General features: G+C 72.2%; 23 protein-coding genes. 11 read left to right on the forward strand and 12 right to left on the reverse strand.

The annotated features are described in order from the left end of the window. Positions 1-308 precede the first annotated feature (308 nt). The 4 genes from RIM90_RS03765 (at position 309) to ybaK (ending at position 3,303) form a co-directional block, all read left to right on the forward strand. A complete protein-coding gene (locus tag RIM90_RS03765) occupies positions 309-1,382 on the forward strand; it encodes a hypothetical protein (protein WP_309059074.1) in 1,074 nt (357 codons plus the stop codon). 11 nt (positions 1,383-1,393) lie between these two features. Next, entirely contained in the window at positions 1,394-2,134 is a 741-nt protein-coding gene (locus tag RIM90_RS03770) for an LON peptidase substrate-binding domain-containing protein (RefSeq protein WP_309059075.1), read from the forward strand. Positions 2,135-2,228: 94 nt separating this feature from the next. Further along, a complete protein-coding gene (locus RIM90_RS03775; protein ID WP_309059076.1) occupies positions 2,229-2,639 on the forward strand; it encodes a hypothetical protein in 411 nt (136 codons plus the stop codon). 106 nt (positions 2,640-2,745) lie between these two features. Beyond that, complete coding sequence (gene ybaK, locus RIM90_RS03780) at positions 2,746-3,303, forward strand: Cys-tRNA(Pro) deacylase (RefSeq protein WP_375165394.1); 558 nt, start codon at positions 2,746-2,748, stop codon at positions 3,301-3,303. A 306-nt stretch (positions 3,304-3,609) separates the two neighbouring features. On the opposite strand, the gene RIM90_RS03785 is transcribed toward ybaK, so the two are convergent. The 4 genes from RIM90_RS03785 to RIM90_RS03800 form a co-directional block, all read right to left on the reverse strand. Then, positions 3,610-4,335 carry an AAA family ATPase gene (locus tag RIM90_RS03785; protein ID WP_309059077.1) on the reverse strand — a complete coding sequence of 242 codons (726 nt, stop codon included), beginning with the start codon at positions 4,333-4,335 and terminating at the stop codon, positions 3,610-3,612. 34 nt (positions 4,336-4,369) lie between these two features. After that, positions 4,370-5,191: an ABC transporter permease gene (locus RIM90_RS03790; RefSeq protein ID WP_309059078.1), complete on the reverse strand. Its 822-nt coding sequence runs from the start codon at positions 5,189-5,191 to the stop codon at positions 4,370-4,372. Between the two features lie 86 nt (positions 5,192-5,277). Next, complete coding sequence (locus RIM90_RS03795; RefSeq protein ID WP_309059079.1) at positions 5,278-6,252, reverse strand: ABC transporter ATP-binding protein; 975 nt, start codon at positions 6,250-6,252, stop codon at positions 5,278-5,280. A gap of 232 nt (positions 6,253-6,484) precedes the next feature. After that, positions 6,485-7,693 (reverse strand): NYN domain-containing protein, encoded by a 1,209-nt coding sequence (locus tag RIM90_RS03800; RefSeq protein WP_309059080.1) that lies wholly within the window; start codon positions 7,691-7,693, stop codon positions 6,485-6,487. A gap of 222 nt (positions 7,694-7,915) precedes the next feature. Here RIM90_RS03800 and RIM90_RS03805 point away from each other — a divergent pair, with 222 nt between their 5' ends. Next, on the forward strand, positions 7,916-8,083 hold the full coding sequence (locus tag RIM90_RS03805; RefSeq protein WP_309059081.1) for a hypothetical protein: 168 nt from the start codon (positions 7,916-7,918) through the stop codon (positions 8,081-8,083). Between the two features lie 127 nt (positions 8,084-8,210). Here RIM90_RS03805 and dnaE read toward each other — a convergent pair whose 3' ends face one another. Continuing rightward, complete coding sequence (gene dnaE / locus RIM90_RS03810; protein ID WP_309059082.1) at positions 8,211-11,750, reverse strand: DNA polymerase III subunit alpha; 3,540 nt, start codon at positions 11,748-11,750, stop codon at positions 8,211-8,213. Between the two features lie 205 nt (positions 11,751-11,955). Here dnaE and RIM90_RS03815 point away from each other — a divergent pair, with 205 nt between their 5' ends. The 5 genes from RIM90_RS03815 to RIM90_RS03835 all read left to right on the forward strand — a co-directional run bounded on the left by RIM90_RS03815 (position 11,956) and on the right by RIM90_RS03835 (position 17,771). After that, a complete protein-coding gene (locus RIM90_RS03815; RefSeq protein ID WP_309059083.1) occupies positions 11,956-13,293 on the forward strand; it encodes a DUF2252 domain-containing protein in 1,338 nt (445 codons plus the stop codon). A 68-nt stretch (positions 13,294-13,361) separates the two neighbouring features. Then, positions 13,362-14,072, forward strand: a complete 711-nt coding sequence (locus RIM90_RS03820) for a hypothetical protein (RefSeq protein ID WP_309059084.1) — start codon at positions 13,362-13,364, stop codon at positions 14,070-14,072. A 101-nt stretch (positions 14,073-14,173) separates the two neighbouring features. Continuing rightward, a complete protein-coding gene (locus RIM90_RS03825) occupies positions 14,174-14,986 on the forward strand; it encodes a DsbA family protein (protein ID WP_309059085.1) in 813 nt (270 codons plus the stop codon). A 90-nt stretch (positions 14,987-15,076) separates the two neighbouring features. Continuing rightward, the gene (locus RIM90_RS03830; RefSeq protein ID WP_309059086.1) at positions 15,077-16,759 is read left to right on the forward strand and encodes an alkaline phosphatase D family protein; all 1,683 of its coding nucleotides are present in this window, start codon (positions 15,077-15,079) and stop codon (positions 16,757-16,759) included. A gap of 187 nt (positions 16,760-16,946) precedes the next feature. Further along, positions 16,947-17,771 (forward strand): SAM-dependent methyltransferase, encoded by an 825-nt coding sequence (locus RIM90_RS03835; protein ID WP_309059087.1) that lies wholly within the window; start codon positions 16,947-16,949, stop codon positions 17,769-17,771. Positions 17,772-17,794: 23 nt separating this feature from the next. Here RIM90_RS03835 and RIM90_RS03840 read toward each other — a convergent pair whose 3' ends face one another. Then, complete coding sequence (locus RIM90_RS03840) at positions 17,795-18,370, reverse strand: dienelactone hydrolase family protein (protein ID WP_309059088.1); 576 nt, start codon at positions 18,368-18,370, stop codon at positions 17,795-17,797. Between the two features lie 107 nt (positions 18,371-18,477). Between RIM90_RS03840 and RIM90_RS03845 the strand changes: the two genes are divergently transcribed. Continuing rightward, a complete protein-coding gene (locus RIM90_RS03845) occupies positions 18,478-19,593 on the forward strand; it encodes a mechanosensitive ion channel domain-containing protein (RefSeq protein ID WP_309059089.1) in 1,116 nt (371 codons plus the stop codon). A gap of 7 nt (positions 19,594-19,600) precedes the next feature. Here RIM90_RS03845 and RIM90_RS03850 read toward each other — a convergent pair whose 3' ends face one another. From RIM90_RS03850 to RIM90_RS31510, 6 genes are all read right to left on the reverse strand, one after another. Then, the gene (locus tag RIM90_RS03850) at positions 19,601-20,341 is read right to left on the reverse strand and encodes an SDR family oxidoreductase (protein ID WP_309059090.1); all 741 of its coding nucleotides are present in this window, start codon (positions 20,339-20,341) and stop codon (positions 19,601-19,603) included. Positions 20,342-20,402: 61 nt separating this feature from the next. Continuing rightward, the gene (locus tag RIM90_RS03855) at positions 20,403-21,989 is read right to left on the reverse strand and encodes a Na+/H+ antiporter (protein ID WP_309059091.1); all 1,587 of its coding nucleotides are present in this window, start codon (positions 21,987-21,989) and stop codon (positions 20,403-20,405) included. A gap of 88 nt (positions 21,990-22,077) precedes the next feature. Continuing rightward, complete coding sequence (locus RIM90_RS03860; RefSeq protein WP_309059092.1) at positions 22,078-22,545, reverse strand: GNAT family N-acetyltransferase; 468 nt, start codon at positions 22,543-22,545, stop codon at positions 22,078-22,080. Next, the gene (locus tag RIM90_RS03865; RefSeq protein WP_309059093.1) at positions 22,542-23,486 is read right to left on the reverse strand and encodes an RluA family pseudouridine synthase; all 945 of its coding nucleotides are present in this window, start codon (positions 23,484-23,486) and stop codon (positions 22,542-22,544) included. The genes RIM90_RS03860 and RIM90_RS03865 overlap by 4 nt, the downstream gene beginning before the upstream one ends. 43 nt (positions 23,487-23,529) lie before the next feature. Beyond that, complete coding sequence (gene lspA, locus RIM90_RS03870) at positions 23,530-24,207, reverse strand: signal peptidase II (RefSeq protein ID WP_309059094.1); 678 nt, start codon at positions 24,205-24,207, stop codon at positions 23,530-23,532. A gap of 88 nt (positions 24,208-24,295) precedes the next feature. Beyond that, positions 24,296-25,492 carry a TraR/DksA C4-type zinc finger protein gene (locus RIM90_RS31510; RefSeq protein WP_375165395.1) on the reverse strand — a complete coding sequence of 399 codons (1,197 nt, stop codon included), beginning with the start codon at positions 25,490-25,492 and terminating at the stop codon, positions 24,296-24,298. Positions 25,493-25,510: the final 18 nt, after the last annotated feature.

Consider the following 25,510-nt stretch of genomic DNA (forward strand, 5'->3'; position numbering starts at 1 on the left):
GGCTTCTGGCAGCTGCGCGGCGGCTGGCAGTGGCTGACGTCCGCGTTCATCCTGCTGGGCTGGATCCTGGCGACGACGGTGGCGGCGGGGGCGACGCGGACGCTGCGGCGGACCTAGCGGGGCGGACCCCGCGGGGCGGACGACATCTCGTACGACGAATCCTGTATGACGATTGAGCCCTCCAGTGCTCCGCGGGCATCGCGCGCGGTGCGGAACCACCGGCTTTTTACCGGGCCTTGACCGAGCCGCGTACAACCTTCCGCGACTTCAGCGTGGGCTCTGGCGCGGCTGTGACCTGCGGTCTTTCAATGGTCGGCACCATGGCTCTGCTGCACGGATTCACCCGTACGTCCCGGGCACGAGGCAGGACGGGCGTCGCACCCGCCGCCGCCGTCGCGCTGCCCGCCGACGACGACGTGCTCCTCGACGCGCCCGACGACGCGCTGGGTCCGGCGCTGGTCGCGGCGGCGGACGGCGATCACGTGCCCGCCGCCGACCTGCTCGCCGCCACCCGGCGCCGGGGTGCCTGGGAGCACCGTGACCGCTATGTGCGGCGGCTGGCCGCCTTCGCCCGCTCGCGCCCCGAGTGGCTGGACACCTGGCGCGCCCTCGACCCGCACGACCCCGACGGGCTGCTGGTGGAGACCCAGCGGGCGGTGGACCGCGCCTGGGCCTCACCGGCCCGGGCCGAGCTGCTGCGCGGGGTGAGCCCGCTGATCACCGCCGCCGCGAAGGGGAACGACCACGATCCGGTGCCGTGGCGGCTCGCCCTGGACCACGCCCGCGGCGCGCGCGCCGGGCACCGGTACTTCCAGGAGCTGTGGGAGGCGGCGGTCCGCCGCGCCCCGCACCACTACGGCTGCCATGTGGCGGCCCTGCGCTATCTGTCGTCCTCCTGGCGCGGCGCACACCGCGAGTGCCTCGACTTCGCGGACCTGGCCGCCCAGGACGCGCCGGACGGCTCGCTCACCCAGGCACTGCCGCTGCGGGCGGCGTTCGGCTATCTGACCGACGGCGGCGGCCCCGAGGTGCCGCGCGGACGGCTCGAAGCGGCGGCCGACCGCGCCGCCGCCCTGTCCGCCCGGCTGCCCGCGGCCCACTCCTGGCCGGCCGAGCTGCGCAATCTGCTGACCTACGTCCTGGTCCGCCTCGAACGCTGGCCGGACGCCCTGGAACAGCTGCGCCTGACCGGCCCGTACGCCACGTCCTTCCCCTGGGACCGGGACGCGGACGACCCGCTCGGGCGGTTCCTGGAGGTGCGTCAGGACGTGTGCGCGGCGGTCGCGTCCGGTTCCTCCGGGGCGGGAACCGGTTCCTCCGTCACGGACGTCGGCCATTCAAGGAATGGACGGGGCGGACGAGTCCGCTCCGGCGACCATTAGGCTTTTGCGTCGTGACCACCGTCCGGCTCCCGCTCTTCCCCCTGAACACGGTGCTGTTCCCGGGGCTCGTGCTCCCCCTCAACGTCTTCGAGGAGCGCTACCGCGCCATGATGCGCGAGTTGCTGAAGATCTCGGAGGACGAGCCGCGCCGGTTCGCCGTCGTGGCGATCCGCGACGGCCACGAGGTCGCGTCGAGCGCCCCCGGCATGCCCGACCCGACCGCCGTGCCCGACCGGGGTCCGGCGGCCGGCTTCGGCACCGACCCGCTCCGGGCCTTCCACAAGGTGGGCTGTGTGGCCGACGCGGCGACGATCCGGGAGCGGGCCGACGGCACCTTCGAGGTGCTGGCGACCGGAACGACCCGGGTGCGGCTGCTGTCGGTCGACGCCTCCGGGCCGTATCTGACGGCCGAACTGGAGACGGTGGCCGAGGAGCCCGGCGACGAGGCGGGGACGCTGGCGGAGGGGGTGCTGCGGGCGTTCCGCCAGTACCAGAAGCGACTGGCGGGAGCCCGGGAGCGGTCGCTGGCGACCGGTGCGGACCTGCCGGACGAGCCGGGCGTCGTCTCCTACCTGGTCGCCGCCGCGATGGTGCTGGACACGCCGACGAAGCAGCGTCTGCTCCAGGCACCGGACACGGCCTCACGACTGCGCGACGAGCTGCGGCTCCTGCGCTCGGAGACGGCCATCATCCGCAGCCTGCCGTCGCTGCCCGCGGCCGACCTGACAAGGGGCCCGACCAGCCACAACTGACGCAAAATCGATGTGGTTCGCGGTGCCCGCCTGCCTATGATCACTACGGCCTTGATCATGGCCATGACCGTACAAGTGCAGGAGGACCACCCGCATGAACCTTCGAAGCGTACTCACCGTCGCCGCAGCCGTCGCGGCGGGTTCCACGCTCATGATCGCTCCTGCGCACGCGTCCGTGCGTGACGCCGCCCCGGCCGCGGAGGTGGGCATCCAGGCCAGGGTCGAGTGCACGAGTCTGAGCAACGGCCAGCTCTGCATCTCCCTGAATACCAGCCCCAGCCGCATCGAGGTCTTCTACACGAAGAAGGACGGCTCGACGATCACGGCGAACCTGGGGTTCCGCAACTCCGCCGGAACCACGACCTGGGGACCGACCAAGACCATCAGCGTGGGTGAGCGGGCCGCCACCACGTGGACCATGAGCTACCCGTGCACCCGTGACTACAAGGGCCTGATCAAGGTCTCCGGGCAGGGGACGTTCGAGACGCCCTGGGCGACCTGCTGATCACGGGTCGGCCCCGGCGGTAGCACGCGCGGCCGCCTCCGCCCGGATGCCGTTCCGTGCGGAGGCGGCCGCTTTCCGTTCCGGACCGTCTGGGAGGATGTGACGGGTGGCGAAGAAGTCGAAGAAGCACCAACAGGATGAAGGGGCGCGCGAAGCGCATTCGAACAACAAGGGGGGCGGCGGACGGCGGACGGGCAGTACGCCCGCCACGGTGGCCCTCACCGCGGCCGGGGTGAGGTACACCGTCCACTCCTACGACCACGACCCCTCCCACCCGTCCTACGGCGAGGAGGCGGCCGAGGCGATGGGCGTCTCGCCGGACCGGGTCTTCAAGACGCTGGTGGCGGACGTCGACGGCGCGCTGACGGTGGCGGTGGTCCCGGTGGCCGGCCAGCTGGACCTGAAGGCGCTCGCGGCGGCGGTCGGCGGCAAGCGGGCCGCGATGGCCGACCCCGCGCTGGCGGAACGCACCACGGGGTACGTCCGCGGCGGCATCTCGCCCCTCGGCCAGCGCAAGAAGCTGCCGACGGTCCTGGACGAGTCGGCCGCCCTGCACGACACGGTCTGCGTCTCGGCCGGCCGCCGCGGCCTGGAGGTCGAGCTCTCCCCCGACGACCTGACCAGGCTGACCTCGGCGACCCTGGCCCCGATCGGGCGCGCGTAGCCCCTCGCCGGGACCCTCCTCCTCGGCTGTCGAGAAAGAGCACGTCGAAGGGGACCCGCCGACGCAGGTGGCGCACGAAGAAGGGCCGGGCGCACCACGGCCTGCGCCCGGCGCAGGCCGTGGGAACCGGCGGCGCCCGACGCAGGCCGCCGGAGCCGGGGGCCGGCTCCCGTCGTCGGACTCGCGTCGTCCGCCCGGAGGGCGGGTCTCTCGGCGTCAGGTGCGTGCTCCGGGGCCCTTCATGCTCGAAGAGCCTGGGAGAGCGTGCATGGCGTCGCAAGGCGGACGGAAGTTCGACGACAGGGCCTAGGAACCCGGCGCCGCCCCGTGCGGCCCCTGCGGGACGTACGGGTCCGGCGGCGGGAAGTGGTCCGGGTCGCGGGGGCCGAACAGGGCGGTCAGCCCCAGGTGCGTGACCAGCGCCGCGAACGGCCACACCAGCAGCGCGCCCTTGGCGCTCAGCTTCAGCGGCGCGTCGAAGGTGACCCCCTTGCCCACGCTTCTCGCCTGGGCGATCACGTCCTGTGCGGGACCGAGCCATACGCCGATCCGCCAGGCCAGCAGCGATCCGAGCAGCCCTCCGGCCGCCAGCGCCACCACCAGCGGCACGCCCCCGCGCCGCCGCACGAGGAACACGGCGAGCGCGCTCACCGCGCCGAAACCCAGCGCCAGGAGGGAGAAGGTCCCGTCCACCCCGACGGCGTGCTCGCCCTCGGTGTCCTTGAGGTAGACGACCCAGTTGCCGCCCACCACGTCGCCCACGAGCGGCACGCGCGGCGCCAGCCACCACCACAGCACCCCGAGGAGCACCCCGCCGAGCGCCACCGCCACCGCGGTCACGGCGGCCTCCCGCATCTCCGTCTTCATCCCGGGACCGTCCTGTTCGTACCACCAGCCGTGCCGTGGGTACTCGGCGTGCCCGGTGTTCCCGTGCCGGTACGGGGCGGTCGCGTGCCCGTCGGACGGCGACTGCCACGCGTCCCGCGCGGAATGTTCGTGCGGAGGCGGGGGCGGTGTCAGAGGTGCGCTCACCCTGACATCGTGCCAGGCCCGGCTGTGCGGCGCGTCACCGGACGGCGGCCCTGCGGTACGCCCAGGTCGCCACGGCCAGCGAGATCACGCCGACGCCCCCGCACACGGCGAGGTCGCCGAGCACGCGGGCCCAGTCGGGGTGCGGGCCGAAGGTCCGCGCGAAGGCCTCGACGCCGTACGTCGACGGCAGCAGGTCCCGCGCCAGGCGCACCGCCTCCGGCATCCGCTCCGCCGGCAGCACGCCCAGCAGCAGCGCCGCCGACATGCCCAGCTGCCCCAGCAGCGTGGCCGTTTCCGGCCGCGGCGCGAGCAGGCCCAGTGCCGCGCCCAGCCCGGCGAGCGCGGCCCCGGCGAGCGGGATCACGGCCGCGAGCACCCACAGGTGCGCCAGGGGCAGCCCGAACAGGACGCACCCGAAGACGGCGGTCACGACGGTCCCCGGCACGGTGAAGGACGCGTACGCGCCGGCCGCGCCCAGCACCACCGCCGCCGGCGGCACGGGCAGGGTGGCGTAGTGGTCGAGCCCGCCGCTGGCCCGCAGCTGCCCGAAGTACTGCGCGAGCAGGTTCAGCGCGACGAAGGCGACGACCAGGACCGACGAGCCGGCGACCACGGCCTGCGCCTCGCCGCCGCCGTCCACGACCCCGCGCATCAGGATCATGATCCCGACCGACTGGAAGGTCGCCACGAACAGCAGGGGGATCCTCGCCACCCGCGCCCGGGACAGCTGCGCCCGGTACACGGCCGCCAGCGACGGCCACAGCCGCGCCCGGGGGCCGAGCCCGGCCGGTTCCGGCGCGGTCTCCCCCACGGCCAGGGCGCCGCCCGGCAGGACATCGGCGGGTACGACACTCACGTCGTGCTGCTCCCCTTCGCTCGGAGGTCCGCTCGGATCCGCTCCGGCAGTCGCCCCGTTCCGTACGGACGACACGGCCCGTGTGCTCATGCCTTCACCAGCCCCTGTCGCGCGGCGCCGCCCAGCGCCAGGTACACGTCCTCCAGGCTGGGCGTGGCCAGCGTGAAGTCGTCCAGGGCGGCGAAGGCGGCCCCGCCGGTGACGGTGGCGACGACCGTACGGGCCTCCTCGGGTGCCAGCCGCAGGGTCCAGCGGCGGCCCGACTCGACGACCCGGTCCCGCAGCGCGGCGACCTCGGGCACATGCAGCGGCGCCGCCTCGCGCCACACCAGCTCGACCCGGACCTCGCCCGCGACCTGCTCCTTCAGCCCGGTCGGGGTGTCGCAGGCGATGACCCGGCCCCGGTCCAGGACGGCGACCCGGTCGAGGACGGTCTCGGCCTCGATGACGTTGTGGGTGACCAGCAGCACGGTCGTACCGCGCTCGGCCCGGCGCCGGTCGACGGCGGACCACACCGCGCGCCGCGCCACCGGGTCCATGCCGGTGGTGGGCTCGTCCAGCACGAGCAGGGGCCGCTCCCCCACCAGCGCGGCGGCGAAGCAGGCCAGCCGCCGCTGGCCGCCGGACAGCTTCTTGAGGGGGCGCCCGGCGATCGGGGTGAGCCCCAACTCCTCGAGGACGGCGTCCCGTTCGGCCCGCGCCCGGCGCACGTCGAGCCCGCGCAGCCGGCCGGTGGTCTCGGCGGCGAGGGACACGGTCAGCTCGTCGAGGGCGGTGGACTCCTGCCCGAGGTAGGCGAGGATGCGTGAGGCCCGCTCGGGATGGCGCACGACGTCGTGGCCGAGGATCTCCACGCTGCCGCGGTCGGGCCGCATCAGCCCGGTCAGCTGGCGCACGAGGGTGGACTTGCCGGCCCCGTTCGGCCCGAGCAGGCCGAAGATCTCGCCGCGCCGGATGTCGAGCCGTACGTCGTCGGTGGCCCGGATCTCGGGTGTCGCCGGCACTCCGCGCCGTCCGCGCGCCGCCGGATAGGTCTTGGTCAGCCCGCGCACCGCACACACGACGTCACCACCGTGCCGGAATGCCTGTGCCGCGCGCGTACTCACAAGGGACGAGCCTACGGGGTCGGCCGCCCCGGTCCGCTTCCGGGTCGGCCCGGCGCCGCACATCCACCGGTACGCCGTGGACCCGCGGCAGTACCGTTCGATCCCGCCGCCCCGGCACGGACACCGGCGTCAGGGCCCTCATCCCGTCCCGGACGGGCCGCGGTGCCCCTCCCGGGCCCGGCCCGCCTCACTCGGCGGAGGCGGCCCGTTCCGTGCCCGTGCGCACGTCGATCTCCCGCCAGAAGCCCGCCCGGATGGCGTACCGGTCGCGCTCGTCGATCTGGTCGTCCTTGTGGGCGAGGAGCCCGAAGCGGGCCGCGTAGCGCAGCAGCTCGCCGTCGATGCGGTGCGGGATGCGGGGGTACATGGCGGACAGCTTCTGGATGTGGCCCTGGTCACCGAGCCGCTCCACCCAGCGCCGGGCGAAGACCTGCCCCACCTCGAAGGGGTCGCCGCCGACGGTGGTGATGTCCTCCTCGCGGTCGGCCCACCGCTGTTCGGCCGTGGTCAGCTGGGCGAGCGTCGGCATGGAGGCGGCCTCGGGGGGCTCGGCGACGGGCCGGTCCACCCAGCCCTTGTCGGAGGACCAGCGCAGGGTGGCCGACGCCGGCGGCTGGGGGTGCTGGGCGCCGGGGCCGCGCAGGGCGGCCAGGTCCTTGGGGGTGGGCACGCCCTTGACCGCGGGCGTCCGCTCCACGGTGCCGTTCTGCGCGGTGGCGGCCGGGTGCTGCGGCTCCTGCGCGGTCCGCTCGGCCGCCGCGGCGAGCGCGGACTCCGGCAGCGGGGCGGAGAGGATCGCGGCGATCTCGGGCCGCGGCACGGGCGGCGGGGCGCACACCCCGGTGAACTCCTTGGCCCGTACGGCCTGGGTGATCCACGCGCGGTCCAGCACCCGCCGCTCGTCGGCCTCGGCGACCAGGTCCTCGGACTGGTTGTAGTCGCCGTCGGCCGCCTGCACGGCCCACAGGTGGACGGCGACGCCGTGTTCCTTGGCGGCCATCATGCCGGGCAGCAGGTCGCCGTCGCCGGTGACCAGGACGATGTCGGAGCAGGCCCGGTTGCGGGCCAGCTCGGTGAGCTCGGCGTGCATCGCGGCGTCGACGCCCTTCTGGGCCCAGCGGCCGTCGCTGCGGGTCAGCGCGCCGAGCCGGACGGTGACCCGGGGCATCACGCGCAGCCTGCGGTGCTCGGGCTGCGGGACGCGGTCGGGGGCGCCGTCGAACCAGTAGATGCGCAACAGGGGCTGCCGCGTGTCGGATTCGGCGCGTTCGCGCAGCCCCTGGATGAGGGCCGCGTGGTCGACGGTGATGCGGGACCGCGAGGGCTCCCCGGCGAGGAGACTGGCGGCGGCCCCCAGCAGATACCCGGCGTCCACCAGGACGATGCAGCGGTCCACGCGATCCACCCTCTTTCCGGGAGGTTTGCTTCGGGCTTGCTTCGAGTCTGCCCGACCACGCCGGGGTTAACGGCCCGAACTCGATCTTCGGCGTGGCGTTTCCACACTTCCTCCCCCGACCACCCCGGTCACACACGGTAATTGTCCGGCATGCGCCCGTTGTCGGGCTGTGTGAATCTGGTTCCGGCCCTGGCCCCTAGATCCCCCACAGGAGGCATCACCATGGCCAAGAACAAGAACCGTGACCGGAAGCAGCCGCAGGCCGAGCACGCCCGGCGGGCGACGCAGTCCGCCGGGATGGAGACGCCGGACGAGCAGCGCACCACGGAGGCCACGCCCGGCGAGGTCGGGCGAGGCAAGGGCCGGCAGAAGCGCTTCGGCCACAACTGACACCGCATAACGGGTTGTTGAGACCCAGGCACAGGAAAAGGGGCGCACCCGCCATCGCCCTGGGGTGCGCCCCTCACGCGTGTCCGGCACGCGGTGCCGGGCACGCGATGCCGCCCGCTCAGTCCGCTCAGCCCGCCAGGCAGGAGGGGCCGAGGAGGACCTTCAGGTCGCCGAAGAGGGCCGGGTCCGGCTTGACCCGGTGCCGGTCCAGGCGCAGCACCGTCGTCTTCGTCGGCCCCTGGAGCTTGATGCGGACCTCGCTGTCGCCCTTGTGGTGGGTGAGGATCTCGCCGAGCCGGCTGACCATCGGCGGGGTCACGCGCGTCGCCGGGATGGTGAGGACGACGGGCGCGTTGGTGCCCGCGTTGGACAGGTCGGGGACCATCAGCTCCATCGCCACCAGGCGCGGCACGTCCTCCCGCTTGTCGAGGCGGCCCTTGACGAACACCACGGCGTCCTCGACCAGCTGCGTCGACACCAGCTGGTAGGTCGCCGGGAAGAACATGCACTCGATGGAGCCCGCGAGGTCCTCCACCGTCGCGATCGCCCAGGCGTTGCCCTGCTTGGTCATCTTGCGCTGGAGGCCCGAGATGATGCCGCCGATGGTGACCACCGCGCCGTCGCCGAAGTCGCCGCCGGTGAGCTGGGAGATGCCCGCGTCGGCCTTGTCGGACAGCACGTGCTCCAGGCCGAACAGCGGGTGGTCGGAGACGTAGAGGCCGAGCATCTCCCGCTCCTGGGCGAGCAGGTAGGTCTTGTCCCACTCCTCGTCGGTGAAGGTGACGTCGAGGCCGAAGCCGGGCTCGCTGGTCTCCTCCTCGCCCATGCCGCCGAAGAGGTCGAACTGGCCCTCGGCCTCCTTGCGCTTGACCGCGACCACGTTGTCGATCATCGGCTCGTACTGGGCGGTGAGGCCCTTGCGGGTGTGGCCGAGGGAGTCGAAGGCACCGGCCTTGATCAGCGACTCCGTGGTGCGCTTGTTGCAGACGACCGCGTCGACCTTGTCGAGGTAGTCCGGGAAGGACGTGTACTTCCCCTTGGCCTTGCGGCACTTGATGATCGACTCGACGACGTTGGTGCCGACGTTGCGCACCGCCGACAGGCCGAAGAGGATCACGTCGTCGCCCTGCGCGGCGAAGTTCGCCTCGGACTCGTTGACGTTCGGCGGGAGCACCTTGATGCCCATGCGGCGGCACTCGTTGAGGTAGACGGCCGACTTGTCCTTGTCGTCCTTCACCGAGGTGAGCAGCGCGGCCATGTACTCGGCGGGGTGGTTCGCCTTGAGGTAGGCGGTCCAGTACGAGACCAGTCCGTACGCGGCGGAGTGCGCCTTGTTGAAGGCGTAGCCGGCGAAGGGCACCAGCACGTCCCACAGCGCCTGGATGGCCTCGTCGCTGTAGCCGTTCTTGCGGGCGCCGGCCTGGAAGATGACGAAGTTCTTCTCCAGCTCCTCCGGCTTCTTCTTGCCCATCACGCGGCGGAGGATGTCGGCCTCGCCGAGCGAGTACCCGGCGATGATCTGGGCGGCCTTCTGCACCTGCTCCTGGTAGACGATCAGGCCGTAGGTGACGTCCAGGACCTCCTTGAGCGGCTCCTCCAGCTCGGGGTGGATGGGCGTGATCTCCTGCTGGCCGTTCTTGCGCAGGGCGTAGTTGGTGTGGGAGTTCATGCCCATCGGGCCCGGCCGGTACAGGGCCGACACGGCGGAGATGTCCTCGAAGTTGTCCGGCTTCATCAGCCGGAGCAGGGAGCGCATCGGTCCGCCGTCGAACTGGAACACGCCGAGGGTGTCGCCGCGCTGGAGCAGCTCGAAGGTCGTGGGGTCGTCCAGGGGCAGCGACAGCAGGTCGATGTCGATGCCCTTGTTGGCCTTCACCATCTTGACGGCGTCGTCCATGATGGTCAGGTTGCGCAGGCCCAGGAAGTCCATCTTCAGCAGGCCGAGCGACTCGCAGCTCGGGTAGTCCCACTGCGTGATGGTCACGCCGTCGGTGTGCCGGACCCAGACCGGGACGTGCTCGGTGATGGTCTCGCTGGACATGATCACGCCGGCCGCGTGCACGCCCATCTGCCGGACCAGGCCCTCCACGCCGCGCGCGGTGTCGATGACCTTCTTCACGTCCGGCTCGTTCTCGTACATCGCCCGGACCTCGCCCGCCTCCGAGTAGCGGGGGTGGTTCGGGTCGGTGATGCCGGACAGCGGGATGCCCTTGCCGAGGACGTCGGCGGGCATGGCCTTGGTGATGCGGTCGCCCATCGCGTACGGGTAGCCCAGCACGCGCGCGGAGTCCTTGATCGCGTTCTTGGCCTTGATGGTGCCGTAGGTGCCGATCATGGCGACCTTGTCGGCGCCGTACTTCTCCGTCACGTACCGGATCACCTCGACGCGCCGGCGCTCGTCGAAGTCGATGTCGACGTCGGGCATCGAGATGCGCTCGGGGTTGAGGAACCGCTCGAAGATCAGGCCGTGCGGGATGGGGTCGAGGTCGGTGATGCCGAGCGCGTAGGCGACGATCGAGCCGGCCGCGGAGCCCCGGCCGGGGCCGACGGCGATGCCCTGCTTCTTGGCCCACATGATGAAGTCGGCGACCACGAGGAAGTAGCCCGGGAAGCCCATCGAGATGATGGTGTCCATCTCGTACTCGACCTGCTTCATGCGGTCGTCCGGGATGCCGTCCGGGAAGCGGCGGTGCATGCCGCGCATGGTTTCCTCGCGGAACCAGCTGACCTCGGTGTACCCCTCCGGGATGTCGAACTTGGGCATCAGGTCGCGCTTCTCGAACATGCCCGTGGTGTCGACCATCTCGGCGATCAGCCGGGTGTTGGCGCAGCCCTGCTGCCAGGCGTCCGAGGAGTCGATGGCGTACATCTCGTCGGTGGACTTGAGGTAGTAGCCGGTGCCGTCGAACTTGAAGCGGTCCGGGTCGGAGAGGTTCTTCCCGGTCTGGATGCACAGCAGCGCGTCGTGGGCGCCCGCCTCGTGCGCGTACGTGTAGTGCGAGTCGTTGGTGACCAGGGGCGGGATGCCGAGCTTCCTGCCGATCTCCAGCAGACCGTCGCGGACCCGGTGCTCGATCTCGATGCCGTGGTCCATCAGCTCCAGGAAGTAGCGGTCCTTGCCGAAGATGTCCTGGTAGTCGGCGGCCGCCTTCAGGGCCTCGTCGAAGTGGCCGAGGCGCAGCCGGGTCTGCACCTCGCCGGAGGGGCAGCCGGTGGAGGCGACGAGCCCGGTGGACCACTTGGCGATGGTCTCCTTGTCCATCCGGGGCCACTTCTGCAGCCAGCCCTCGGCGTAGGCGTCGGAGGAGAGCCGGAAGAGGTTGTGCAGGCCGGTCTTGTCGACCGCCCAGATGGTCTTGTGGGTGTAACCACCGGAACCGGAGACGTCGTCCCGCTTCTGGTGCGGCTGGCCCCAGAGGATCTTGCGCTTGTTGCGCCGCGACTCGGGGGCGACATACGCCTCGATCCCGATGATCGGGGTGATTCCGGCCTTCTGCGCGGAGTGGAAGAAGTCGTACGCTCCGTGCAGGTTGCCGTGGTCGGACATGGCGATGTGCGTCATGCCCATCTCATTGCAGGCGTTGAACATGTCCTTCAGCCGCGCGGCACCGTCCAGCAGCGAGTACTGGGTGTGGACGTGCAGGTGCGTGAACGGCGGCTTTGACACGGTGCGGCCTCCAAGGAGAACAGTCGGCGACGGGCGGGCGGACAGTCCGGGGGACAGCGTCGAAGTCTATGCCCCGGCACTGACGCCCGGGGGCCGTCCCGGCGTACCTTCGGGCGGGGTCACGGGCACTCCCGTGACCCTTCACACGTTAGACAGAGGACGGCCCGGCCGTCCCGAGACGTCCCGCACCAGGAGGCACCCAGCGATGTCGGTCCCGCAGCTCGACGACGAGCACCGCGGTGAGGAGATCCTCGCCGTCCTCGACACCGCCTTCGGCGAGCTCCTGGCCGCCGACCCGGCCGCGTTCCGCGTGAAGTTCCGGAAGATGGCGGCCTCGGCCTTCGCCTTCTACCGGGGGACGGCGTGCCTCTTCTACCACGACCTGGACGCGGAGAACGCCGGGCGGACACCCGGCGGACCGTACCTGGACGAGCGGACGTCCCGGGTGTGGATCCACGGCGATCTGCACGCGGAGAACTTCGGCACGTACATGGACTCCAACGGCCGCCTGGTGTTCAACGTCAACGACTTCGACGAGGCCTACGTCGGCCCCTTCACCTGGGACCTCAAGCGCTTCGCCGCCTCCGTGGCGCTGATCGGCTACGCGAAGGCGCTCAGCGACGAGCAGATCACCGAGCTGGTGCGGATCTACGCGGGCGCCTACCGCGAGCGCATCCACGCGCTGGCCACGGGCGCGAAGAGCGACGAGGTGCCGCCGTTCACGCTGGACACCGCCCAGGGGCCGCTGCTCGACGCGCTGCGCGACGCCCGCTCGCTGACCCGGTTCGGGCTGCTGGACTCGATGACCGTGATCCGCGACTTCGAGCGCCGCTTCGCCGCCGGCGGCGGCGCGGTCGAGCTGGACGCCGCCACCCGCTACAAGGTGCTCGCCGCCTTCGACGGCTACCTGGAGACGCTGCCGGACGCCTCCCTGGCCCGCCCGGACTCCTACCGCGTGAAGGACGTCGTGGGCCGCCGCGGCATCGGCATCGGGTCGGCCGGGCTGCCGTCGTACAACATCCTCCTGGAGGGCCACAGCGACGCCCTGGAGAACGATGTCGTGATCTACATCAAGCAGGCCCAGACCCCGGCCGTCTCCCGGCACATCACCGACCGGGCGGTCCGGGACTACTTCCGGCACGAGGGCCACCGCACGGTGATCTCCCAGCGCGCCCTCCAGGCGCACGCCGACCCGTGGCTGGGCTGGACCGAGCTGGACGGCGCCGGCCAGCTGGTCGCCGAGGTCTCGCCGTACGCCGTGGACCTGGACTGGAGCGACATCGACGACCCCGAGGAGATCGCCCAGGTCGTCGCCGACCTCGGCCGGGCCACGGCCGCGATGCACGCGGCGGCGGACGACACCTCCGGCGAGTCCCTGGTGCCGTTCTCCACCGAGCGGGCCATCGACGCGGCGATCGCGGCCGACGAGGAGGGCCTCGCACCCCTCCTGGTCGACTTCGCGCACGACTACGGTGCCCGCGCCCGCCGCGACCACCAGATCTTCCTGGACCTGTTCCGCAACGGCGGGATTCCAGGGCTGTAACCATCCTCACGTCCACAGGAACCCTTTAGGGATCCCTTACCGGAGCACGTGACAGACTCTTCACCGCCATGGACATATCCGGAACCCAGCTCAGAGCCGTCCGCGCGGCGCTGTTCACGGCAGTGGTCGTGACGCTCAGCACCGCGTCGCACGTGCTGCTGTCCGGGGCTCCGCTGCCGCTGAACACGGTGGCCGCGATCACCGCCGCCGTGTTCCTCCTGGCGTACGCCCTGGCGGGACGGGAGCGCTCCTTCGGGCGGATCGCCGCCCTGCTGATCCCGCTGGAGCTGGCCGCCGACACCGTCTTCACCACCGGCCAGCACGTCTGCTACGGCCGGATGGGCGGCCCGGTCGCGGGCCCGCTGCGCTCCGTCGGCTTCGACGTGCTGTGCGGCGACGGCACCAGCGTGGGCGCGCCGCTCGCCCGCGTGACCGGAACCGCCTCCGAGGGCGGCGAACGGCTGGCGGTCCTGCTCGCCCAGGCCGACCCGGCCGTCGCCTGGATGCTGCTCGGCGCGCACATCGGCGTCGGCCTGTTCGCCGCCGCCTGGCTGCGCCGCGGCGAGCGGGCGCTGGCCCAGCTGCTCGGCGCGGTGGCGGCGACGGCTTCGACGGCGGTCCGGCCGCTGCTGTTCGCGGTCGCGGCGGTGACGGACCGCCGGACCCCGGAGGTCCGCCGCCCCGCCCTCCCGGTCCGCCGCCCCGCCACGGCCCGGACCCGGATCCTCGTGCACTCCCTGGGACGGCGTGGCCCGCCGTGCTCCGCCGCCCTCGCCTGAGGCGGCTCCCCCGCTCCGGCACCGGCGGCACCCCGAGCACGAGCAGTCCCCCATACGTATCCCGCACACGACCGTGTGCGTCCCCCGTGGAGAACATCACCATGAGCAAGCGGAACAGCCAGGCGGCGAAGACGGCGGCCCGAGAGCGCCTGCGCGCGGAGCGCGAGCGCCAGGCCAAGCGCGACAAGGTCAAGCGGCAGGTCATCGTCGCCTGCTCCATCGTCGGTGTCCTGGCGATAGCCGGCGGCATCGGCTACGCCGTCGTCCAGGGCAACGAGCCCGGCTACTGGGAGGCCGCGAAGGACGACAAGCTCGTCAAGCCGGCCAACAGCAGCGGCGAGAACGGCACGACCGTCGTCATCGGCAAGTCCGACGCGAAGAAGACCCTGGAGCTGTACGAGGACCCGCGCTGCCCGGTCTGCGCCACCTTCGAGCAGAACGTCGGCAAGACGATCGAGAAGGACGTCGAGGACGGCAAGTACAAGATCCGGTTCGTCGGCGCCTCGTTCCTCGACCGCAACCTGACCGGCGAGGGCTCCAAGAACGCCCTGAGCGCCCTGGGCGCCGCGCTGAACGTCGGTCCCGAGGCGTTCCTCGCCTACAAGTCCGCGCTCTACTCGGCCGAGTACCACCCCCAGGAGAGCGAGGACAAGTTCAAGGACGACTCGTACCTGATCGAGATCGCGAACACGGTCGACGCCCTGAAGGACAACAAGCAGTTCCAGACGGACGTCAAGGACGGCACCTACGACAAGTGGGCGCTGGAGATGTCCGAGACCTTCGACAACAGCGACGTGCGGGGCACCCCGACCCTGATGATGGACGGCGAGAAGCTCACCGGTTCCGACGGCAAGAACGCCCCCATGACGGCGGACGAGTTCAAGGCGGCGATCGACAAGGCCCTCAAGGCCTGAACGCCGGTCGGCTGACCGCACGCTGAAGAGCGGGCGAACTTTGGCGAGTTCGCCCGCTCTCGCGTGTACCTGTCAGTAACCTGATCGGCTGTGACCAGTCGACACAGATCATCAGAGAGCGCCGCCTCCGCCACCGCGGACGCCAACTCCCTTGTCCCGCGCCGCCGTACGGTCGTCAAGGCAGCCGCCGCCACCGCGGTGCTGGCCGGACCGCTCGCCGCGTCCCTGCCCGCCCGGGCGGCGACGCAGGCCCCCGCCTTCCTGCACGGCGTGGCCTCCGGCGACCCGCTGCCGGACGGCGTCCTGCTGTGGACCCGCGTGACGCCGACGCCGGAGGCGATACCCGGCTCCGGGCTCGGCCCGGACACCGAGGTGAGCTGGACCGTCGCCCGGGACAGGGCGTTCACCGACGTCGTCGCCAAGGGCTCGACGCTCGCCACCGCCGCCTCCGACCACACCGTCAAGGCGGACATCCGCGGCCTGCGGCCCGCCACCGACTACTGGTTCCGCTTCTCCGCCGGCGGCACCGACTCCCCCGTCGCCCGCACCCGCACCGCCCCGGCCGCCGACGCCGCCGTGACCGGACTGCGCTTCGGCGTGGTGTCCTGCTCCAACTGGGAGGCCGGTCACTTCTCGGCGTACCGCCACCTCGCGGCCCGCGGCGACCTGGACGCCTGGCTGCACCTGGGCGACTACCTCTACGAGTACGGCACCGGCGAGTACGGCACACGCGGCAAGGTCGTCCGCCCGACCGCGCCCGCCCACGAGATCGTCACCCTCGCCGACTACCGCGTCCGGCACGCGGCGTACAAGACCGACCCCGACCTCCAGGCCCTGCACCACAAGGCGCCGGTCATCGCGATCTGGGACGACCACGAGATCGCCAACGACGCCTGGTCGGGCGGTGCCGAGAACCACACCGAGGGCGCCGAGGGCACCTGGGCCGCGCGCCGGGCCGCCGCCAAGCAGGCCTACTTCGAGTGGATGCCGGTACGGCCCGCGCTCGCCGGCACCACCTACCGCCGGCTGCGCTTCGGCAAGCTCGCCGACCTCTCCCTGCTGGACCTGCGCTCCTTCCGCTCCCAGCAGGTCTCCCTCGGCGACGGCGAGGTCGACGACCCGGACCGCACGCTCACCGGCCGCGCCCAACTGGACTGGCTGAAGGCGGGCCTGACGGCGTCCGACACCACCTGGCGGCTGGTCGGCACCTCGGTGATGATCTCGCCGTTCGCGATCGGCTCGCTCCCCGCCAACCTGCTGAAGCCGCTCGCCAAGCTGCTCGGCCTGCCCCAGGAGGGCCTCGCCCTCAACACCGACCAGTGGGACGGCTACACCGACGACCGCCGCGAACTCCTCGCCCACCTGCGCGCGAACGCCGTCCGCAACACGGTCTTCCTCACCGGCGACATCCACATGGCGTGGGCCAACGACGTACCGGTCAACGCCGGTACCTACCCGCTGTCGCCCTCGGCCGCCACGGAGTTCGTGGTCACCTCGGTCACCTCCGACAACCTCGACGACATCGTCAAGGTCCCCGAGGGCACCGTCTCCGCGATCGCCTCACCGCTGATCCGGGCCGCCAACCGGCACGTCCACTGGGTGGACACCGACCGCCACGGCTACGGCGTGCTGGACGTCACCGCCGAACGGGCGCAGATGGACTACTACGTCCTGTCCGACCGCACGGACGCGGACGCCACGGCCGAGTGGGCCCGCTCCTACCGCACCCGCAGCGGCACGCAGAAGGTGGAGCGCACCTACGACCCGGTCTGACGCCCGGGGCCCCTCGGCCGCGCAGGTCCGCGGGCGAGGGGCCTGTGCCCGCCGGGGACGGCCGACGGGGCGAGTGGCCGAAAGAGTGCGGCCGGCCGGGGCGGCAGGAGCCGACCGGGGGAATTCCCCGGTCGGTTCGCCTACGTTGGGCGCACTGATCATCACCCGTCCCACAGGAGGCTCAGCCGTGTCGGAGGACATCGCCCAGGACCGCGCCGGTTTCGAGACACGAGCCCGGATCGATACGACCAAGCCGCACTCGGCGCGCTTCTGGAACTACTTCGTCGGCGGCAAGGACCACTACGAGGTCGACCGGGAGATAGGGGATCAGATCAAGGACATCTTCCCCGGACTGGTCGACGTCGCGGTCACCAGCCGGCATTTCCTGGGGCGGGCCGTCCGGTACCTCGCCGGTGAACAGGGGATACGGCAGTTCCTGGACGTCGGGACCGGGCTGCCGACCGCCGACAACACGCACGAGGCGGCCCAGCGCGTCGCCCCGGACGCGAGGATCGTGTACGTCGACAACGATCCCGTCGTCCTCACCCACGCGGACGCCCTGCTCACGAGCACGCCGGAGGGCAGGACCGCGTATCTGGACGCCGACCTGTACGACCCCGAGGCCGTGCTGCGGGCCGCCGCCGGGACGCTCGACCTCTCCCGGCCGGTCGCCCTGATGATCCTCAACACGCTCGGTCACGTCGCCGACTACGAGCATGCCCGCGACCTGGTGCGCCGGTTCATGGCGGGGCTTCCCTCGGGCAGCCATCTGGTGCTCTGCGACGGTACGGCCACCAGCGAGGGCATGATCGCGGCGTCGGAGGCGTACAACGCGAGCGGCGCGGTGCCGTACCACGTGCGCAGTGTCGAGGAGATCGCCGGGTTCTTCGAAGGGCTGGAGCCGGTGGAGCCCGGAGTCGTGCGGGTGCCCGAGTGGCGGCCGGAGGCCGGGGAGCCGGACGGGGGCGCCGCGGCCGTCGACGCCTACTGCGGGGTGGGGCGCAAGGCGTAGCCCGGCCGGCTTCCCCGCCGGGATCAGTTCTCCAGCGAGTCGAGGAAGCCGAGTGCCACCCGCCAGGTGGCCTCGGCGGCCTCCTCGTCCCAGTCCGGCAGGTCGGGGTCGGTGTAGAGGTGACCGGCCCCGGGGTACCGGTACACCTCGACGTCGGCTCCCGCCCGGCCCATCTGCAGATACCAGGCGCTGAGCCAGTCGTCGGTCTCGAACGGGTCCGGCTCCGCGACGTGCAGCTGCACCGGCAGGCCGTCCACCGAGGCGTTCGCCGCGATGTCGGACGTGCCGTGCAGGAGCAGCAGTCCCCGCGCCTTGTCGTCGCCCAGCGCGAGCGTCTGCGCCACGGAGGCGCCGAAGGAGAACCCGGCGTACACCAGCCCCCGCTCCGAGTAGGGCGCGGCGGCCAGCACGGCCCGCCTCAGCAGCTCGTCCTTGCCGGTCTCCTCCTTGTACGCCGTGCCCTCCTCGACCGTGTCGAACGTACGGCCCTCGAAGAGGTCGGGCGTCCAGACCTCGTGTCCGGCCGCGCGCAGCCGGTCGGCGGCCCGGCCCACCGCGGGCCTCGGACCGTAGGTCGAGTGAAAGAGCATGATGTTCATGAACCCCATCGTGCCAGCCCGGTGTGCCGACGCCGGATCCCGGCAGTACCCGCACGGGGGCGGAAGTCACAGGTTCGTGCCCGCCCGGGCCGGTTAGGTTCGAAGGCATGGATGAAGTGCTCCGCCCGTTGATCGTGGTCGGCGGCTCGGTCGTGCTCACGCTGCTGCTCGGCTGGGCCACCGACCTGTTGCTGCGCAAGGCCGACGAACGCGACCACGGGACTCCGCTGTGGGGCCTGCTCCGCCGCGCCCGTATCCCCTACCAACTGGTGCTCTGCGCGGCCCTGCTCAGAGGGTCCTACGAGGAGGCCCAGCTGTTCCCGGACCACCGGGTCGGCATCGGCCGCACGCTGACCCTGGTGCTGATCGGGTCGGCGGCCTGGCTGGTGATCCGTATCGCGGCGGCGGTCGTCGAGACGTCGTACACCCGGTACGCCAACGCCCGCTCCCACCGCGACCCGGCGCGGGTCCGCCGGGTGCGCACCCAGGTGACGCTGATCCGGCGGGTGGTGTCGGCGATCGTCGGGGTGGTGGCGGCGGCCGCGATGCTGCTGACCTTCCCCGCGATGCAGGCGGCCGGAGCCTCCCTGCTGGCCTCGGCCGGCATCCTCGGCATCGTCGCCGGTGTCGCCGCCCAGTCCACGCTGGGCAACATGTTCGCCGGGCTGCAGATCGCCTTCGGCGACATGGTGCGCATCGGGGACACGGTCGTGGTGGACGGCGAGTGGGGCACGGTCGAGGAGATCACGCTGACCTTCCTGACCGTGCGCACCTGGGACGAGCGCCGGATCACCATGCCGGTGTCGTACTTCACGTCCAAGCCGTTCGAGAACTGGTCGCGCGGCACGCCGCAGATGACCGGCACCGTCTTCTGGCACCTCGACCACTCGGCCCCGCTGGAGGCGATGCGCGGCAAGCTCCGCGACATCCTGCGGGAGTGCCCGGCCTGGGACGGCCGCGCCTACAACCTGTCCGTGACGGACAGCACGCCCAGCACCATGGAGGTGCGGGCCCTGGTGACGGCCAAGGACGCGGACGACATATGGACGGTACGGGTCGAGGTCCGCGAGCGGATGATCCGCTGGCTGGCGAACGAGCATCCGTACGCCCTGCCCCGGGTCAACACGGCGGACGCGGTCCTGCCCCCGGGCCTCGACGGCCGCCGCTCCCCCGGCGGCATACCGGCGGCCCGCCGGGTGCACAGCCATCCGAGGGAGCGCTGACCGCCCTTCAGTGACCGCGCTCGGCGCCGCCGTTGACCTGGACGACCTGCGAGGTGATGTGCGCGGCGCCCGGGGAGGCGAGCCAGTGCAGGGTCGCGGCGACGTCCCCGGGCGTCCCGGCCCGCCCGTCCAGGGTCTCCTCGACCAGCCGCGTCCGCAGCTCCTCGTCGATGCCGTCGCCGAAGAACGCGGTGTCCTCGATGTAGCCGGGTGCGACCACGTTCACGGTGATGCCGTGCGGCCCCAGCTTCCGGGCGAGGTCATGGGCGTACGGGTGCAGTCCCGCCTTGGCCGCCGCGTACGCCACCTGCCCGTGCCCCCGGTAGGCGGCGATGGAGCTGAGGAACAGCACGCGCCCGCCGGGTTCGGCGAGCCGGTCCCTCAGGGCTTCCGTGAGCAGCGCGGCGGTCAGCAGGTTGAGCCGGAAGTTGACCGTCCAGGAGCGGGCGACGGCGTCGAGCGGATCGTCGCCGTCGGCCCGGTCTTCGAGGAGCCCGTTGCCTCCGGCACTGTGGACGAGGACGTCCACGGCCCCGAACTCCCGGCCCACGAAGCCGGCGACACCCCGTACGGCCTCCGGGTCGGCGAGGTCGGCTGCGTACGTCAGCGCACCCGGCACCCCGGCCCGTTCCAGCACGTCCCCGCGCCGCCCGAGCAGCAGCACCCGATCCCCGTCGGCGGCGAAGACACGCGCGGTGGCCAATCCGATTCCCGTACCGCCCCCGCTGATCACAACGTTCCGAGTCATGGGGGAACCCTACGAACGGAAAGCCGCCGACGGCGGTGAACCACCGCGGAACCCGGAGAACTCACCGCAGACTCCGCACGTCCAGCTGCCGCAGCACCCGGTCCACCACCTCGGGATCGGCCCCCGGCTCGCTCCGCGCCGCCAGCACCTCGTGCCGCGCGGCGCTCAGCATCTCCCCCTCGATCCGCCGCACCCGCTTCAGCCGTAGCGCCCGCTGCCGGTACGCCTCCCGCCGCTCGTCCTGAGCCATCTCCGGACTGATCCGCACCCCGATGTCGAACGACCTCCGCAGCATCTGTTCGGACAGCTCCTCCGGCAGGTCCTCGACCTCCTCGATCTCCCGCAGCCGCCGCTTCGCCGCCTTCGCCGCCCGCACCGCCAGCTGCCGCTCGAACTCCTTCTCGCGCCCGGCGTCGCCCCGCACCCCCAGCCGGTTCACCAGCCACGGCAGGGTCAGCCCCTGCACCAGCAGCGTCGCCATGATCACACCGAACGCGATGAAGATGATCTCGCTCCGGGCGGGGAAGGGACCTCCGGTCCCGGCCTCCAGCGGAATGGCGAGGGCCAGCGCGGCGGAGGCCACCCCGCGCATCCCCGACCACCACATCACCACGGTCTCGCGCCAACTCACCGGGATCTCCTCACCGGTGTCCCGCGCGGTGTGCAGCCGCTGCGTCAGCCAGGTCGCCGGCAGCAGCCACGCCAGCCGGACGAGGACGACCACGCCCACGATCGCCCCCGCCCAGACGAGCAGCTCGCCCCAGTGGCCGGCCGCGGTCCGGACCGCGTTGTGCAGTTCCAGACCGATCAGCCCGAACGCGACGCCGGTGACGAGCGTGTCCACGATGTCCCAGAAGGCGTGCCCGGCGAGCCGGGTCGTGACGTCGTCGGCGTCGGCGGCGTACTCCACGAGGAAGAGCGCGGTGGTGAGCACCGCGAGCACCCCCGAGCCGTGCAGTTCCTCGGCCAGGACGTAGGAGGCGAACGGCACCAGCAGCGTCAGGGCGATCTGCAGGGTCGGGTCGTCGAGCAGACTCATCAGTTTGTTGGCGCCCCAGCCGAGCGCGAGCCCGACCGCGACCGCCACCACGGCCGACAGCACCAGGTCCAGCCCGGCCCGCCAGGGCGAGAAGGTGCCGCTCACGGCGGCGGCGATCGCCACGTGGTACAGGACGATGGCCGTGACGTCGTTGAACAGCCCCTCGCCCTCCAGGATGGACACCAGCCGGCGCGGCAGCCCCAGCTTCCCGGCGACGGCGGTCGCCGCGATCGGGTCGGGCGGCGCGACCAGGGCGCCGAGGGCGACGGCGGCGGCCAGCGGCAGCCCCGGCACGATCGCGTGGGCGACGACGGCCACACACAGGGTGGTGACGAAGACCAGCGCCACGGCCAGCAGGAGGATCGGTCTGGCGTTCGCCGCGAACTGGCGCCAGGACGTCCGGCGTACGGCGGCGTAGAGCAGGGGCGGCAGCAGCAGCGGCAGGATCAGGTCCGGCGGGACGTCGACGTCCGGGACGAACTCCAGCAGCGCCAGGACGATCCCGAGGACCGTCATCAGCACCGGCGCCGGCAGTCCCAGCCGCTCTCCGACGGGAACGCTCACCACGGCCCCGAGCAGCAGGGCGAACAGCAGGGCCAACTGGTCCACGGTCAGTGCTCCCGGAGGGTCGACGAGCGGCCGGCGGACCTCCAGCCTGCCACGCCGCCGCCCTCACCAGGCCGTTCGCGGACCCCGGTTACAGAACGCGCCGCATGGCCCGGTGCGGTATCCCCGCGTCCGGGAACTCGGGCCCGTAGGCCACGTAGCCGAGCCGCTCGTAGAAGCCCAGGGCGTGGGTCTGCGCGTGCAGGTCGACGGCGGTGAGGCCCCGCGCGCGTGCCGCGTCCTCGATGGCCCGCACCAGTGCCGCCCCGACCCCGAGCCCGCGCGCCCGGCGGGTCACCGCGAGCCGTCCCAGGGATCCGACCGCCGGGTCGCCGCCGTTCTTCGCCGCGGCGGCCTCGCCGTGCAGCAGCCGCCCGGTGCCGAGCGGTACGCCGTCCTCCCGGACCGCCAGCACGTGCACGGCTCCGGCGTCGTACGCGTCGTACTCGATGTCCTCGGGGACGCCCTGCTCGGCGACGAAGACGTCCTTGCGCACCGCGAAGCACGCCTCGCGGTCGGCGGGCTCCACCGCTTCCCGGACGACGTAGGGGGTGCTCACGCGTACGTCTCCTCCCGGACCTGGTCCAGCGCCTGCTGCAGGTCCTCGGGGTAGTCGCAGGAGAACTCCACCCACTGCCCGTCCCCGGGGTGCTCGAAGCCGAGCCGCACCGCGTGCAGCCACTGACGGGTCAGCCGGAGCCGCTTGGCGAGCGTCGGATCGGCGCCGTAGGTCAGGTCGCCGACGCAGGGGTGCCGGTGGGCGGCCATGTGGACGCGGATCTGGTGGGTGCGGCCGGTCTCCAGCTTGACGTCGAGGAGGGAGGCGGCGCGGAAGGCCTCGATGAGGTCGTAGTGCGTGACGGACGGCTTGCCGTCGGCGGTGACCGCCCACTTGTAGTCGTGCTGCGGGTGCCGGCCGATGGGGGCGTCGATGGTGCCGCTGGTGGGGTCGGGGTGGCCCTGGACGAGCGTGTGGTAGCGCTTGTCGACCGTGCGCTCCTTGAACTGGCGCTTCAGCGACGTGTACGCGTACTCGGACTTGGCGACCACCATCAGGCCGGAGGTGCCGACGTCGAGGCGGTGCACGATGCCCTGGCGCTCGGCGGCGCCGGAGGTCGAGATGCGGTAGCCGGCGGCGGCGAGACCGCCGATCACGGTCGGACCGGTCCAGCCCGGCGAGGGGTGCGCGGCGACGCCGACCGGCTTGACGATCACGACCACGTCGTCGTCGTCGTGCACGATCTCCATGCCCTCGACCGGCTCGGCGACGACCTGCACCGGCGCGGGCGCCTGCGGCATCTCCACCTCGAGCCAGGCACCGCCGCTCACCCGCTCCGACTTGCCGACCACCGATCCGTCGACCGTGACCTTCCCCGCGGCGGCGAGTTCGGCCGCCTTGGTCCGGGAGAAGCCGAACATGCGGGAGATGGCGGCGTCGACGCGCTCGCCCTCCAGGCCGTCCGGCACGGGCAGGGTACGGATCTCGGGAATCGTGCTCACCCGTCGAGTATGCCGGACGGGTCCGACAGCCCCGAACGCGTGCTCAGTCCTTGTGGACGGTCCCGTCCGGATCCAGCCCCTTGAAGGACAGCAGCACGATCAGGATGCCGCCGCACACGATCGCCGAGTCCGCCAGGTTGAACACGGCGAAGTGCTTGGGGGCGATGAAGTCGACGACCGCGCCCTCGAAGACGCCCGGGGAACGGAAGATCCGGTCGGTGAGGTTGCCGAGGGCGCCGCCGAGCAGCAGGCCGAGCGCGATCGCCCAGGGCAGGCTGTGCAGCTTGCGGGCGAGCCGGATGATCACCACGATCACCGCCGCCGCGATCACCGTGAAGATCACGGTGAAGGCCTCGCCGAAGCCGAAGGCCGCGCCCGCGTTGCGGATCGCCTCGAACCTCAGCCAGTCCCCGATGATCTCGATGGGCTCGTGGTGCTCCAGCTTGGCGACCACGATCATCTTGCTGATCAGGTCGAGGGCGTAGGCGACGGCGGCGACGGCGAACAGCACGGCGACGCGACGCTTGCCGCGGGGCCGCTCGGTCTCCGCCGCCGTCCCCTCGGTGCCGGACGTGCCGGCCGGGGCATCGGCCCCGCGAGCGCCGGTCTCCCGGGCGCCGGCCCCGGGGGTGCCGTCCGCGTGGACGTCGTCCCGCTCCTGCCCGTCCCGGTCCGCGTCCGGGGTGTCCGGCGTACCGATGATGCGCTCCGCCTCTGCCACGTGAGTCCCTCGACCTAGGTACCTGACTGAGGACGAGGGTACGGCACGCCCCGCACGGCCCTCGCGCTCAGGAGGCATACGGAGGCGATCACTGACGGCGCTCCTGCTTCTGCTTGCACTCGACGCACAGGGTGGCCCGGGGGAAGGCCTGCATGCGGGCCTTGCCGATGGGGTTGCCGCAGTTCTCGCACAGGCCGTAGGTGCCGGCGTCCAGGCGCTGCAGGGCCCGCTCGGACTGGGTGAGCATCTCGCGCGCGTTGGCGGCGAGCGCCAGCTCGTGCTCGCGCGTGATGTTCTTGGTACCGGTGTCGGCGTCGTCGTCGCCCGCGCCGCCGCCGGAGTCCCGCATGAGACCGGCCAGCGACTGCTCGGACGAGCTGATCTCGTCGCGCAGCCGCACCACCTCGGTCAGCAGCCCGGCCCGCGCCTCCTCGACCTCTTCCGGCGTCCAGGGGTCCTCACCCGGCCGCACCGCGAGGTCGCCCGGCTCCGCCGCGGCGATCCGCGCCTTGGGTACGGCGGTCTTCGCCGCCGTGGCCGTGCCAGGAATTTTCTTCGCACCCACCGTCGTCGCTCCCGTCTGCGTCGCGGCCTCGGCCGCACCCGCGTCAGTGGCCGTGCCACGCCCGGCCATGTCCTGTGTGCCCCCGCTGTTCCTGGTGGTGCCCCTGCTCTTTCCCCCCATGCCCTCCGTGCGCCGAACGGCGGCCTTCTTCCCGCCCCCGCCACGAGCACCGCCCGCTCCGGCTCCGCGCACGGCCGCCTCGACGGCACCCCCGGCTTCCCCGCCCCCCGCCTCCCCGACCACGGCCCCCTCCTCCGGCACGGCCTCGACCGCCTCCTTCTTCACCGCCGCCCTCCGCACCGGCCCCCTTTCCGCCGACGCCCCCTTGGCCGCCGCCCTCCCAGCCGACGCAGCCTTGACCGCCTTCTCGTCCGGCGCCTTTTCTGCCGGCGCAGCCCCCGCCGCCTTCCCCGCCGACGCCCCCTTGGCCGCCTTCTCGGACGGCGCCCTTTCTGCCGGCGCAGCCTCGGCCGCGCTCCCCTTCGCCGTCACCTTCTCGGCGGACGCGCCACCGGACGGCACCGTCCCCTCCCCAGCCCCCTTCACCACCGCAGCCTTCCCGGCCACCGCCTTCTTCCCCGCCGTCTTCTTCCCCGCCGTCTTCTTCCCCGCCGTCTTCTTCCCCGCCGTCTTCTTCCCCGCCGTCTTCTTCCCCGCCGCCTCTCCGGCCCGCGCAGTCCCGGACGCCGTCTTCCTCGCCGCGGCCTTCTCGGCAGGCACGCCGGCGGACGGCGCCTT

The sequence above is a fragment of the Streptomyces sp. genome (assembly GCF_031181555.1).
GTDB lineage: Bacteria > Actinomycetota > Actinomycetes > Streptomycetales > Streptomycetaceae > Streptomyces > Streptomyces fimbriatus.